At 35.6% G+C, this 14,373-nt stretch carries 10 protein-coding genes and 5 pseudogenes; 5 read left to right on the top strand and 10 right to left on the bottom strand.

What is annotated here, in order from left to right:
• Positions 1 to 168: 168 nt before the first annotated feature.
• Positions 169 to 519: pseudogene (locus KY305_RS09020) on the top strand (sigma-70 family RNA polymerase sigma factor); the annotation flags it as partial.
• A gap of 278 nt (positions 520 to 797) precedes the next feature.
• Entirely contained in the window at positions 798 to 2,300 is a 1,503-nt protein-coding gene (locus KY305_RS09015) for a reverse transcriptase domain-containing protein (protein ID WP_223062241.1), read from the top strand.
• A 294-nt stretch (positions 2,301 to 2,594) separates the two neighbouring features.
• On the opposite strand, the gene KY305_RS09010 is transcribed toward KY305_RS09015, so the two are convergent.
• From KY305_RS09010 to KY305_RS20335, 9 genes and pseudogenes are all read right to left on the bottom strand, one after another.
• A complete protein-coding gene (locus KY305_RS09010) occupies positions 2,595 to 4,055 on the bottom strand; it encodes a recombinase family protein (protein ID WP_316252441.1) in 1,461 nt (486 codons plus the stop codon).
• Positions 4,013 to 4,191, bottom strand: a pseudogene (locus tag KY305_RS20250) (hypothetical protein). Before KY305_RS20250 ends, KY305_RS09010 begins: the two are co-directional and overlap by 43 nt.
• A 363-nt stretch (positions 4,192 to 4,554) precedes the next feature.
• Positions 4,555 to 4,890 (bottom strand): annotated as a pseudogene (locus KY305_RS09005) (class II fumarate hydratase); the annotation flags it as partial.
• Between the two features lie 68 nt (positions 4,891 to 4,958).
• Positions 4,959 to 5,873 carry an LCP family glycopolymer transferase gene (locus KY305_RS09000; protein WP_262417665.1) on the bottom strand — a complete coding sequence of 305 codons (915 nt, stop codon included), beginning with the start codon at positions 5,871 to 5,873 and terminating at the stop codon, positions 4,959 to 4,961.
• 125 nt (positions 5,874 to 5,998) lie between these two features.
• Entirely contained in the window at positions 5,999 to 6,835 is an 837-nt protein-coding gene (locus tag KY305_RS08995; protein ID WP_223062239.1) for a polysaccharide deacetylase family protein, read from the bottom strand.
• A gap of 263 nt (positions 6,836 to 7,098) precedes the next feature.
• Entirely contained in the window at positions 7,099 to 8,205 is a 1,107-nt protein-coding gene (locus KY305_RS08990; protein WP_262417664.1) for a WD40 repeat domain-containing protein, read from the bottom strand.
• Positions 8,206 to 8,207: 2 nt separating this feature from the next.
• Complete coding sequence (locus KY305_RS08985) at positions 8,208 to 9,656, bottom strand: sensor histidine kinase (protein WP_223062238.1); 1,449 nt, start codon at positions 9,654 to 9,656, stop codon at positions 8,208 to 8,210.
• 3 nt (positions 9,657 to 9,659) lie between these two features.
• Entirely contained in the window at positions 9,660 to 10,373 is a 714-nt protein-coding gene (locus tag KY305_RS08980; RefSeq protein ID WP_223062237.1) for a response regulator transcription factor, read from the bottom strand.
• A 428-nt stretch (positions 10,374 to 10,801) separates the two neighbouring features.
• Positions 10,802 to 10,898 (bottom strand): annotated as a pseudogene (locus KY305_RS20335) (excalibur calcium-binding domain-containing protein); the annotation flags it as partial.
• A gap of 41 nt (positions 10,899 to 10,939) precedes the next feature.
• Between KY305_RS20335 and KY305_RS08975 the strand changes: the two are divergent.
• From KY305_RS08975 to KY305_RS08965, 3 genes are all read left to right on the top strand, one after another.
• Positions 10,940 to 12,778, top strand: a complete 1,839-nt coding sequence (locus tag KY305_RS08975) for a T7SS effector LXG polymorphic toxin (RefSeq protein ID WP_223062236.1) — start codon at positions 10,940 to 10,942, stop codon at positions 12,776 to 12,778.
• A 20-nt stretch (positions 12,779 to 12,798) separates the two neighbouring features.
• A complete protein-coding gene (locus tag KY305_RS08970; RefSeq protein ID WP_223062235.1) occupies positions 12,799 to 13,134 on the top strand; it encodes a tRNA-Val4 in 336 nt (111 codons plus the stop codon).
• Positions 13,135 to 13,263: 129 nt separating this feature from the next.
• Positions 13,264 to 13,698: an SMI1/KNR4 family protein gene (locus KY305_RS08965; protein WP_223062234.1), complete on the top strand. Its 435-nt coding sequence runs from the start codon at positions 13,264 to 13,266 to the stop codon at positions 13,696 to 13,698.
• 134 nt (positions 13,699 to 13,832) lie between these two features.
• On the opposite strand, the pseudogene KY305_RS19965 reads toward KY305_RS08965, so the two are convergent.
• Positions 13,833 to 14,364, bottom strand: a pseudogene (locus KY305_RS19965) (PGRP and LysM peptidoglycan-binding domain-containing protein); the annotation flags it as partial.
• Positions 14,365 to 14,373: the final 9 nt, after the last annotated feature.

The following is a 14,373-nucleotide window of genomic DNA, read 5'->3' as shown; positions in this document are numbered from 1 at the left end:
CTATTTTTTAACAATATATCGTGTCAAACCGTAAAAATCAAGCAGATCAAAGAAAAAAAGCATCCAGTAATGTCCCTTTGATTAATTTCCCTGTACAGACACAGACAGCCTTACCGCCACATACAGTTACATATAGGCTTTTGCCTACATAACTTTGTGGAGGTGAGGATGGTGACAGGTGTTTTTGCAGCGATCGGGTTTATTGTGAAAGAACTCGTGTTTTTAGTATCATACGTGAAAAATAATGCCTTTCCACAACCGCTCTCGAACAGTGAGGAAAAAAAATACTTAGAGCTGATGGCTCAAGGAGATGAGCACGCCCGCAACATGCTGATCGAACATAATCTTCGGTTAGTGGCTCATATTGTAAAAAAATTCGAAAACACGGGAGAAGACGCGGAAGATCTGATCTCCATCGGAACAATCGGGCTGATCAAAGGGATTGAAAGCTATTCAGCCGGAAAAGGCACGAAGCTTGCCACATATGCCGCACGATGTATTGAGAATGAGGTTGTAATTACAAAAGGGGGGTGCATATCTCTTTTTAAAACTGAATTTGGTTGTTCGTGATGAATAAATAATTACTGATTTTTTTGAAAATCTCTTTACATTTCCACCATTACGTTTTATAGTTAATTTATGTCATAAGGTGACGAACGGGTGCTATATGCTTTACCTATAGAAGAACAAGGTATTCTTCGTACCAAGTTCTAAGTGAAGACTTACTTTTAATTATAGTATTCGTGGAAAGTCTTGTTCTATTTAGAACAAGACTTTTTGTTTAGGAGGCGAAATAAATGCTTTTAGAAGAGATTAAGGCTAACATAACACAAATCGCTGAAAGAAAAGCACAAGAATATCACAATTATCATAATAATTTAGAGTTAGTTTATCAGCGTGATAAAAGACGTATATCTACCCCTAATAAAAAGACTATCAAAATTCCTGAAGAGTGGAAACATAACAAAAAACATAATCCATTCTATGTACTAAAACATAAAGATAAGATTGCCAAATCAATTTTTAAGAAAATAATAAATGGGTCCTACAAACCCCATAAACCATTTTTAAAAAAAGTAAGAAAAAAAAATAGTTCAAAAACTAGATCAATCCATGTTTTTGAGATTCCTGATGAAGCAATATCTTATTATTTTTATAGCCGTTTACTAAGCAAAAATAAACATCGATTTAGCTCATTTTCATATGCTTATAGAAACGATAGGAATGTACATTACGCAATACAAGATATTGCATTAGATATAAAATCTAATCCAAGAATGTTTATAGCTGAGTTTGATTTTCGAGATTTCTTCGGATCTATAAAACATGAATATATCTATAAACAATTTGACCAAAACGGCTTTCTAATAAGCGATTTTGAAAAAGAAATAATTAAATCCTTTCTCGATCATTTTCCCAATGGAGGTATCCCCCAAGGAACATCACTTTCTTTATTTTTAGCAAACCTTGTCTGCTGGCGTCTTGACAAAAAATTAGAAACAAGAGGATTAAGATTCGCAAGGTACGCAGACGATACTGTCATATGGTCAGAAAGTTACACTAAAATTTGCAAATCATTTGAGATAATGCAAGACTTTTCTAGAAATGCTGAGGTTGAAATAAATTTCGAAAAATCAGAAGGAATCAGTTTATTATCCAAAAAAGGAATGCCGTCTGAATTCTCTCAGTGCAAAAGTTCGGTGAATTTTTTAGGTTATGAACTATCTGGAGATAATATAAGTATTAACTCTGCATCTGTACAAAAAATTAAAAAGCATATAAGTTATCTTTTATATAAAAATTTAATTCAGCCTTTAAATCAAGAGGTACTAAAAGATGTAATGATACCAAGTAATAATGAAGATTCTCATTTTGTCACTGCTATAATGCAAATAAGAAGATACCTTTATGGTAAACTCAGTGAAAACATTTTAAAAAATTATTTGAATGGTTCCTATAAAAAACTAAACTTTAAAGGGTTAATGAGCTTTTATCCCTTAATAGATGATGAAGAACAAATGAGAAATTTAGATAAGTGGCTTGTTTCAACTATTTTAAACGCCTTAAAAAAAAGAATGAAATTGTTAGAGGAAAAAGGGTTTTATCGGTATGATCAGTTCCCTTTTAATTTGAGCAGTGAAAACATTATAAATACTTGTAAAAGCAAAACAGTAAATGGGAAATTAGGATTGGTTGAAATACCAAGTTTCCAAAGAATTTATAGAGCTGTTAAAAGAAATGTTCTGACAAAGGGGATTGAAGAAACTATGCATCCTAAGTCCAATCAATATAATTATTAAACGAATTAAATGGTTCGTTATCATTTACAATCAGTTTTAATTTCCATCAAGTTTTGTAAGCTAAGTCTTATTAGAAATTAAAAAACTGCAAAAATTAATTTTGTTTAACAACTGAACAATATTTAAACGTTGGTATCATAATACATGGGAGGCGTAATGTTTTTGTCTACGCCCCCTTCCTATTAAGATTGTTATAAACTGGGGTTTAGAGGGGAACCCACTTAAATCTAACCTGTGAAAGCACATTGTTGGTGTGCTATATTGGTCTTATATTCTAAAAATACACAAATGCATTTAGAAAGTGGTTATATGAATTGTTTCAGAATCAATAACGACGACCTCTTTAACTATAAAGTTAACAATTGTTTTTTTATCTTCAAGAGTTAAGTTATCTGCACCGATTGATTGAAAATAGTCGATAGCTCTTTTTAGAGCATTTTCACTTGAGCTTGTATCATCCAAAACTTTCATTTTTGATTGAATTTCGTTACACTTTTCAGTAAGCTTGTTTTGCTTTTTTTGCAGTTCAATAATCTGTGCTTTAATTTCATCAATATCTAAATCATCGTCATCGCTTAGGCTGATTAGCGTTAAAAGACGCTTGCGGCCTTTTTTTGTTTTCTCTATCTCTTTTTGAATAAGTTCTAATTCATCAGGCAGGTGATTTGATTGTTCAATCTCTTTAAAAGCAGAATACTTTTCCGGATTGGTGATAAAATTAAAGATCTCACTCCATACATGCCTGTTTAATTTATTTTCAGACATTTCTTTTCCGCAGCCTCGATCTTTAACCCCCGAATAATTTTTACGACAAGTATACACATAGTAGTCTTTGCCGTGTGATTTTCTTTTTTTACCTGTCATCGTGTTTCCGCATTTCCCGCATCTCACCAAACCCGATAACAAATAATTGTGCTGACTCATACTAATATGTTTTCTTTTGCTCTGTCCTAAGAGTTCTTGGGCATAGTCCCATTGTTCAGCTGGAACAATTGCTGGAATTACCACAGTGATTTGCTCCTCTTGAGGCCTTATTTTAATTATAGATTTGTTGCCCGCTTGTTTTGAAACATAGGAACCCTCAGTGTCATATTTATGCTGCTTATGTTCTCCCTTATAAGAAGAATTCATTAATATCTGCCGGACAACTTGTCTGTGCCACACTTTTGCACCTTTTTTTGTTTTAACCCCCATTTCGGACAAGTGACGAGCGATGCCATTTACTTTACCGAAAAAAGGGCTTTTATGATCTGTAAAGTAGTTGAAAATCATTCGAATAATTTTTGCTTCTTCTTCAATTATCTCGAGGGTTCGTTTCTCTTTAATAAATTTATAGCCATTTATCTTGGGATCTTTAATGATCATGCCTTTTTTCATTTTTTGCAGTCGGCCGCTTGATGTTCGTTCTTTGATTTTGGCTTTTTCAAATTCGGAGATTGCTCCACGCATTGAAAAAAACAATTGACCTTCTGGAGAATTAGCGTACTCTCCATTAACAAAAATCAATGGTATATTTCGCTTTCGCAACTCGTCATCAATGATAAGCTGATTCATTAATTTCCGAGAAAGACGGTCAGGATCGTAACAAATGACTTGACTTATAAGTCCTTTGCTCGCATCCTCCCTCAAGCGGTTCAAAGCCGGACGTTCTAAAAGCTCCCCAGAAAATCCTTCATCGGCATACTTCAGCACATCCTTAGTCCCTGCTTTCTTTATACAAGCCTCAATCTGGCTGTCGATGCTCGATCCCCTGATCGCTTGTTCCTCGGTCGATACCCTTACATATATTGCTATCACCCTGGATCTCCTTCCTATACAGTTTTATTAAATAATGATAGCAATCGTTAATGCATTTGTCGGCTTGCGGTCCCTCGATGATTTTCACCTTCATAAAATGCATCACCCCTTGGGTAATGCTATGTAATAACTGTTTGTCCTAATGAGGTGATTTTCAATGAGTATGAAAACAGATAAAAAACCAATAGTTTTAAACCATCGGTTTTGCTACACCCACTAGGCCCTCAATAAAGTGAATTCGTGTTTTCTGGTACAAGACCTTTATATATCAACCTTTGTTTATTTTGATTATGAGGTTTTATAATGATTTATTCATATTGAAGAGTAAAAATGGAGTAGTTTTTCTCCGCCAGAAAGTACATGACATATCATTGTTGCCACGTCTATTAGAATAGCCAGAAAGCAAAAGATTATAAAAAAGCACCAAGGTTTGCAAAACCTTGGCATCATTAAAGATTTAAATATTTGGTTTCACCATATTTTCTGGTTTAACCATCTCATCAAATTGTTCTTTCATTAATAATTCAAGTTGTACAGCAGCCTCTTTTAACGTCAAGCCTTCTTTATGAGCAAACTTAGCAATTTTTGCGGAATTTTCATATCCGAATAAGGATTCAATGTGTGACAAGCATCAAAGATCCGGAAAGATTTTCTTTAATGGTTTTTGTATTAGGTTCAATGCACAATGATCATGGAAAGATTTTATTCCATCACTCAGTAACTGCACGGGTTGAGGGAAGTTATAGATAATCACTGGTTTAAATACATTTAGTTCAAAGTTGCCCTGACTTGAAATATTGAAAGAGCAGCTTAAAACAGCTGCTCTTTTGTGAGGGTATTATAACTATAATCTCGGTATTTTTAAGATTTTAAATTTAATTGCTTTCGAAGTTTTTTTGATAGTTGGTTTCTCGTTTCATCAGTTACAACATGATACCATAAGTTATCTATTCTTTTATCTTCGCCTTTTATTTCTAGTTGTTTAGTATTTTTAACGGCTTCTTTATAGGAATTTTGGATATCAATCATTTTATCCATTGTTAAGTTAGTTTGAATATTGTCTTCTAATGCAGCTAAAATTCCTTGATAGTTTTTTAATGAATTTAATTTTGTACCTTCATGAATAATTTGGTTAATGATTTCACGCTGCCGCTGCTGACGGCCCAAGTCCCCGCGTGGATCTTCTTTTCTCATTCGTGCATATTTAAGGGCAACCTTTCCATCAATGTGCTGTTTCCCTTTTGGTATATGCACACCTTCAAGGGTGAAAGGAAATTCATTATCCACTGTTATCCCGCCAATAGCATCCACAATATCTTTAAACCCCTCCATGTTTACTTTGATATAGTAATGAATTGGAATCTTTAAAAATTGTTCGACAGTTTTTACGGAGCCTTCAATTCCTTCATAAGTATATGCCGCGTTTATTTTGATATTAGTATGCTTCGATTGCATAAATACCCTGGTATCACGCGGAATACTTACCATTGTTGATTTTTTTGTTTTTGGATTAACAGTCAATACAATCATGGAATCAGTGCGTCCCTTATCACCTGGGCGCTCATCTACGCCCAGCAGGAGCAATGATATGGGATCATGTTTATTAGCAACATTTTCTAACTTGGAATCCCTATTTAGAGGCTCATACATGTGGCTGACTGATTTTGCTACAGTACGATAAATAGTGTAGTAAGTCAGTCCGCCAACCGTTAACAATAGGGCTAGAATAAACAGTATAATATTTTGCATTTTCAGTTTCCTTCTTCCGATTTTCATCCATAATTCCTTTCATAATGAAGAGTTTAAAAATGTAAGTATTGATACACTGTATCAAGTATCCTTATATCGTCTCTTTATAAACAAAATTTAACAGTTCTTTATTATCCCTTATCTTGCGAAATTCAGTTGAATCTGAATTGAACCGGTTTTATTGAATCATTAATTGCTTTCATTTCGTAGCCGTTATCTTGGAAATACTTTAATAATTCTTCCAAATAAGCTGCGGTAGTTGGTTTTTCATGCATTAACACAACAAGAGGTTCTTTCCCTACTAGGTTATTTACTTGTTGGATTGTGTTCTTTACCATTTCTCCATGAGTGTACTTCCAGTCTTCTGAATCAACTGTCCAATCCCAGAGATCAAACCGGTCACGCTTCACTACCTCTCTAAATGGGCCAGTAATGTAAGGTTTTGATCCGTAGGGTGCTCTTATCAAATGTGTTTTAGTTTTGGTTGTTTCTTTGATAAAGTTAAGCGTATCGTTCATTTCCCTTTCAAAACTCTCAGGGGATTTATAGATTTCGGATACTTGATGCGTCACACCGTGAGACCCGACAGAGTGACCGTTTTTTACCATTTTTCTCACAATATCAGTATTTTGCTCGATGTTAGGCTTTAACATAAAGAACGTCCCTTTTGCATTGTATTTATCGAGCAAATCCATGATTTTCTCTGAAGCAGCTGGGTTTGGTCCATCATCAAATGTTAAATAGACAACCTTTCCGATTTCAGGTGATGTTTTTTGTACTTCCTTTTTCTCTGCTGCATTTTTGTTCTTCTCATTGTGTATTTCCCCAGAAGAGGCTTTCCTTTCTTTTAATGATTCTAGCTTTGGACCAGCCATGGCATTCCAAGAAAGGCATACTAAAGTTATACAAAGTATAAGAAATACACAAAAACCTACTCCTAATAATCGTTCCATTCGCAATTTATGTTTGCTTTTGGGTGAATTCGGCATTCTTCCAACTCCTCATTTGCAATAGTTTCTTTAACTAGTCACATAGACAAAAAGTCAATGGACAAGCTTTGATAGAAATGAATCTTTTATTAATATAAATTGAGGGTATCGCAAAAGTTTGATCAACTTGTAAACAAAATGTCACAAAAAAAGATACTTACGAACTGCAATTTTTTTGCGTGCAGGAAATATAATGAAATGTAATCAGATAATAAAAAAACCCGATTTCTCAGAAATCGGGTTTTTCAGGCTCTCAATCACAATTATTTAAATGCTATGATATATGATGAGTTTTCCGAAGAGAAATACAGGTCTTTATCATTAATGAGCAGGTTTTTGCCATCGGGACTCCAATACATTTCTGACGGACTGGTACCGTGGTATATTGGTTCTGCATTCAGGATGTTTTTTCCTTGCAGTCTTCCTGCATAAGTGTTGTCTTTGCCATATAAAGAGTAGGCAATTCTTTTTCCATCATTTGATATTTTGAAAACATCCACATTTTCAAGCAGAACAGAGAGCTCACTGTTTCTTAAATCGTATTTGCACAACGTTCCTCCGGTACCTAAAAATAAAAATTGGTAATTGTTTAACCAAACAGGTTCGTTATAACTAGTTTGACGTTTGTTCTTAATCATGATCCCATCATTGGTTATGGTGCCTGTTATAATGCGTTTTTGTTGCCCATGTAACATTGTAAGCAGTAAATGACATCTGTCATCTGAAATTGATGCTGCAATAAGGGACTCTTTTTCATCAAAATCATTCAATGGATATGTTTTGAGAGTTCCAGAATCCGTATTGTACACATTGACCCCGGTCTTTCCATTTTTCGCAGGATCAGTGACAAGATAACAAATATCTTTACCGTTATTTGACCATGAAATATCTTGTACATAGGCACCCTTGTTAGAAGAAAAGCTAGCTATTTTCTTTTTGTTTCTGTTCGTCAATGACATTAGATTTAAGGTGATCCTATCCGTTGAAATCGTTAATCCGACAGCGTTTTTCCCATCGGGAGACATTTTTATGTCAGCAGTGTTGCTTTCAATGGTCTGAAGAGTTTCAGGTTTTTCAAAGGGGAAAGAAAGGCGCTGAATAGGATGCGATGCTAAACGTTCAGTTGTGTCATTCCCTTTGAAATAACCAACCACAGTGTTTGACGTAGACCATCCAAGCAACTGGTCAACCTTGGGGAGACGATATATTTTCTTAACATGAAAGGAGCCGGACTTCTGAACCTCAATCTGATTCTCTTCCTTGTTTGGAATGATAATGGTTTCAGATTGCTTTCTCACATTATAACTGGCCGCAAAAATGACGAAAATTAATATTAGCCCTAACCATATGATAAGTTGTTTGGTCTTCATGATTATTTCTCAACCTTCATATAAGCTAATTCGATACTTATAATTGTATTATTATTTTTATAGAACATCTTGATTGTTCCCCCATGCTCCTCTGCAATTGTTTTAACTATACTTAATCCCAAGCCTAGACTTCCCTCTTCCGCAGCCTTTCGGTTAATTGAATAAAAAGGCTCCATCACTTTTGTGTATTGGTTATCTTCATATGGATCACTTGGATTCTTGAATATGAAAAGAACCTGATCTCCAACAACTTTTGCCGTAATAGTGATTTCCGAATTCGATAAACTGTATTTGATCGCATTGTCCAGAAGGTTTATAAAAAGCTGGCGCAGTCTATTCATTTGACCATACACATAGAGGTCTTCTTCAATTTCAAACCTGATGCTCTTTTTATATCGCTCTGCCCGAAATTTCATAGATTCACATACATCTTTTAAAATCGATCCTGCATCTATCCTATTAAATTGATCTTCAGATGTTTCTCGGGATACCTCAAGGAGTTTTATGACCAAATTGTGCAGCCGCCGGCTTTCTTCCACAATATGATTCATTCCTTTATTAAAAAACTTCTGATCTGATGCGCCTCTTTGTTTTATGATTTCAGCATATCCTTGTATGGAAGTCAAAGGTGTTTTTAACTCATGAGTCATATTGTCAAAAAAGCGTTTTTCCTGTTCGTTAAGTTTTCTTAAACTGTCCCTATCTTTTTCAATCGTTGAGATTTGATCTCTAATTCTGGTAATCATATCATTAAAATTAATAGTAAGCTGGCCAATTTCATCTTTTCTATGAAAGTGGATATCTACATCCAATTTTCCCTGTTTGACTTTTGAAGTCGCCTCTGTCAGTTTAACGATTGGAATCGTGATATGTCTAGAGAGGATATAAGAGAATAGGAACGCTGCAACAAATATAGCAAGAGCGATATAAAAAATAATATTTAAAATCTCTCCGCTTTGTTTGTAAAGCAAATTAAAATTTTTGGAAATGCGTAAAATACCGACTTTTGTACCGTCAATGACAACCGGAAAAGAGAAAAACACTTCTGCTTTATTTTGGTCATGAGTGATATGGTAAGCATTCTTGCCGTTAATCGCTTTTTTAAGATCCTCATCAGTACCTTGTGAAAAAACGGTTTTATTAGAAGAAGACAATAAAGTGCCATTCACGGTATAAACACCTATATTGTTTCCAGTTGAATGAGTTAGACTTTCCACTATTTCATCGGCCATATCACCGAAGTAAAGTTCGTTGTTTTTATAATGATTGATTAAAAATGCCTGGTTGATATACACAATACTGTTTTTTTTCAAGTCTATTAAATCTGACGTCACAATCTTTTCATTGCTTGACCAAATCACGCTCTTGACCGTTTGGTTGAGTACAAGGAAAGAAAGAGAGAAAATCAGAAAAAAACCAATAATGAATTTACCCTTAATGGTGTGTAACACTCTCTATTCCTCCTGCTTCTCAAATTTATATCCTATGCCAAACACTGTTTTAATCAAGCCGCTTGCGCTCAGTTTCTTGCGGAGCCTTTGTATATGAGTGTCTACCGTACGTGTATCCCCGGCAAAGTCATATCCCCAGATGAATTCCAACAGCTCAGAACGTGTGAATATTTTCCGCGGATGGTCAATCAAGGTCTTAAGCAGATCAAATTCTTTAGGAGTCAAATCAACAATGTTCCCGTCTTTTTTTACTATTCTTTCATCTGGGATGATCACAATATTTTTAAACTGAATAAGATTTTCGTTAGCCGTTTCTTGATTATTTACGAGGTCAGCTTGTTCAAGGCGCCTAAGTATCGTTCGAATTCTAGCGGTAACTTCGCGCAAATCAAAAGGCTTTGTAATATAATCATCAGCCCCAAATTCCAACCCAAGTACTTTATCTGTGACATCCGACTTTGCAGTAATCATAAGTATAGGGATATTATATCGATGAGTCACTATTTTACAGATATCCAATCCGCTGAGATCCGGCAACATCCAATCAAGCAGGAGCAGGTCGGGTTTGAATTGATCTAATTTTTTCATCCCTAAAGCCCCGGTATTTGAGGTACACGTTTGAAAACCTTCTTGTGAAAGTCCGTATGAAAGTAAATCAGCTATTGCTTCATCATCTTCAATGATAAGTATTTTAGTGTCATTTAACATTTCATTCATTCCCTATTTCATGGTTAGTTTATCTATTGTAATTTTAGTTTTATTATAACACCCTTTGAAGAGAGTTCATTAATAACCTGGGATCATACAAGAATTGTCATTTCCGATACTTGTAACCAGCCAGGCCCAAGTGCTGATTGTTTAAACGATGGTAAAGGAAGAAAAAACAGTGGTTGATAGATCTGCAAGGTAAAGAAAATAGATAAAAAAAGAAAATGGGGAGGGCGCGCTTATTAAGGAAGGGCCCAACGAGTGTGGAAAGAATGGAAGGAGAAAGATGATGATCAAGCTGAATTTGTTACTACAATATATTATAGAAGAATTAGAGAAAATAAAAAAGGATGGTTCTTAAAATGATCCGCGGAAGCCGTAGCAGCTGGTGCACTCCTGTTGCTCCCTAAACAGGAGGATTTTCGCCTCAGCATGCAGTTGTCATGATCTCGATCCATTCTAGATGAATAAGCAGGGTGAGTACTTGGTACACCATGCGGGTATTGGAAGAAGCTCCTTACATGTAATATAATGTGGTAAAATTTAGATGAGAATAAGTTGGAAAGGAGACAGATATGAAGGTATTTGAAGCATCCTCGTTAATTTCAGCAGCGGAAAAGCGGGCAAAAGAATACGATCAGATTAGGGAACAATTTTTGAATCTTAAGAAGGCATATCAAGGCATGACTGATTTAGATGACAGCGAGTTCTCAGGTAAAGGTGCCGACAACATCAAAACCTTTTTCCAAGACCATGCAGGTGTTGCTGACAGTTGGCTTGATCTAATAGATATGAAGATTGCTTTTCTTAACAGTATCTCAGGAAAAGTAGCTGATGCCGGATTAACCAATTCGTTTGTGGAAGAGTCATTTTTAGAACATGAGTTGATTCATGCGAAGAATAAATCAAAAGCAATCATGCAAGAGCAGCGGAATGAAATCAAGGACATCATTAATGAAATCAGCGATATCGTTCATCTTGATGTTTTTTCTACAGAGGATGTCGATCAACATCTGGATTCAGCAGACAAGAAACGGGACGAGACCCTACATAAGCTCGGAAAGCTCGATCACGATCTAACGAAAGAATATGCAGAAACCGAAGCGAACGAACAGTTCATTCAAGCAGATTTTCAACAGCTCCAAAACGCCACAGGCAAAGGGAAAAATGCAACGCCACTTCACTATAACGCCAAGGCGTACCGGGAAAGCGACATACATAAGAAAAAAGGCGATATTGAGAAGCGTACGGAAACTTATTTGACGATTAAGAAGAAGGAAGAAAAAGAACGGGAAATTAAAGATTTAAAGAAAAAGCTAGCTGACGGAGTAGCGGATCCGGATGAGTACTTGGAAATTGCCAAGAAGGTTGGGTATGAGAATCTCACCCCAGAACAGCTCCAATATGTGGTGCAGCTTGAACAAGCAAAACAGCTGATGGCCGCCGGTGAAAGTGTGATCAATGCCGGTAAGACAGCAATTGATTTCATCGATGGAGTTAATGATGGACTTAACGATACGATCGACGATACGATATATGGCGTCAAAGACTTGGTTGTGGGCGCCTGGGAATATTCACAGCTTCCTACCGAATTAAAACTTACAAAAACTATTACAACAGTATTAAGCGTCCCCTCTTATTCAAAAATCATCTGGACAAACCTTGTTGACTCATGGAATGATAAAATGGTAAATGGCGATGCATATGAAAAAGGGCATTATATCAGTTATGCGATAGGAAATATCGTTGGTCCAAAAGGTGCGGGTGCCGCAGTGCAAACCACTACCAAGCTTTCTAAAGTAGGTAAAGTGGTTGAAGGGGGAACAGCTGCTGCTCATGTCAATAAAGGGCTTTTAAAAGGAAACGACTTTATTAATCCCTTATTTAAAAAGAAATATGAACCTGCACTTGTAGGAATAGCTCAAGATATTGACAATACGTATAATGCAAAAAATACTCCTTTGTTAAAAAGAATTATTGAAGATCAAAAAGAGAGTATTTTAACTAAATCCGTGACTTCTAATTTCAATTCAGGTAATGGTAAGTATACAACAGATACAATGAAGCACATCTACCATGGAGAAATAAATAAACGCGGAAAAGCAGTTGGTTATCACCATGAAAGTATGATGGGCGGAAAGATTATTCAAGGCACGGAAAAAAAACCTGATAAAAACGGAGTTTATATGGCAAAGGTTGAGGTTGACGGTGTTAAAAAAATAGCTGATTCTAGTTTCTTTCCTAGAGAGTGGAACCGTTCAGATGTATTAAAAGCTATTGATGAAGCTTACCAAACTAAAAAGCAAATCGGTTCAAATAAATTCAGGGGCATCTCTGCGTCAGGTATTAAAATAGAAATGTATTTAAATAAGGATGGAACAATAGCAACTGCATATCCGTTATATAAAAAATAATCATGAAGGTGAAATAACATATGAAATATTCATACAAATTTAAAGAAGATCCATTTGGTGATTTAGGAATAGTATTGCCAGAAGAAATCAGTATTTTCTCTGATTTTATTGAAAACATCGCTACAGAAGAACAAGCCAATGAGTATATAGATTACATCGATAAGGTTTCAGAAGGGATATATGAAGATTTTGAGATTGAGTTAAATGCTACAAGTGTTCTCATCAAAAAAGATGTGACAATTGTTGAAAACTCTTTTAGGATAGAAGAACCCTATGAAAACTCAATTGAAACCGATCAATTTAGAGAATTGCTATTAATATGGCGAGATAAAATTCCAGATATATTTAAAGGTTGAATAAATTAAAACCCTTCTTACATAAAGGAGGGTTCAGCTTGTAGAGAAAACGATGTTTTTTCTACAAGCTTTTTTATTTTATGCATTTTCATAGTCCTATTCATTTACATATCGAGGCGGAGATACCATATGGTTGAATGGGATTTCGGAGAGCATCCTGTTAGTAACGAGGAAATTATTGAAGTAGAAAACACGTTACAAGTAAAGTTCCCGAAAGATTATTTAGAATATGTCAAAATCTATTCTGGCGCTACCCCCTCTCCTGAAACTTTTGATCTTGAAGATAGGGAAGGAATCGCATTCGGATACTTACATAGCTTCCATAAAGAAAGTGAGTCATATATAGTTAATGTTTCTAATCGTCATCAAGACGGAAGAATGCCAGATAAAATAATACCAATTGCAGATGATGTGTTTGGCAATGAAATCTGCTACGATTTTAGAAAAGGACTCAATAGTCCTTCTATTGTATTTTGGGATCATGAAATGGCAATTGAAAATCCTGAGAGAGCTTTAAGTCCTGTATGTGATTCATTTACAGAGTTAATGGGCAAACTTGAATAGAATCAACTTGCCTCTTGTTTATTAAGAAGATGAGAACGAAAAGCTAAGGCAAAAATCTCGAAACAGCAATTTATAACATAAAAAAACTCATATTTATTAAATATGTGGAGAGCCCTTTCGAGATGGGCTCTTTTTCACTTCAATAATGCTTCAATTTTTGCTCTAGTTTTAGGTCCATAAATTCCGTCAGCAGAAAGCCATGCATCAGATTGGTATCGTTTGACTGCGTTTGCTGTTTTTGATCCATACACACCGTCAATACCGTTATTCTTCGCACCTTTGTCCGGGTAGAAATAAAGAGCAGCAAGAGCTTTTTGAACCTGCCTTACATCATCCCCTCTTCGCATAGGGCTTGTGACTTTATAGATGCCAGAAGGCAGCGCATATGACGTTTTTTTGCTGCTTGGATTAGTGCTTGAAGTGCCTGAGCCTGTGAGCTTTAACTTTTGGCCAAATGTGATTTTATTCGGGTCTTTAATGTTATTCCAGCTCTGAAGGTTTGCCACGCTTACCCCTTCAGCTTTTGCAATTTTGGAAAGTGTATCCCCTTTTTTGACTGTATAAGTTGATCCTGAAGAGCTACTTGAAGAACTCCTCGTCTTACCACCAAGGCCTTTAGTTCTTTTTCAATTGCTGATTTACCGCATTCCACCTCCCCTCTGATAATTCATACGT

This window comes from Bacillus sp. YC2 (assembly GCF_019891195.1).
Lineage (GTDB): Bacteria > Bacillota > Bacilli > Bacillales > Bacillaceae > Bacillus.
The sequence above is the reverse complement of the archived record's forward strand: the minus strand, read 5'-3'. Positions and strand labels throughout refer to the sequence as shown.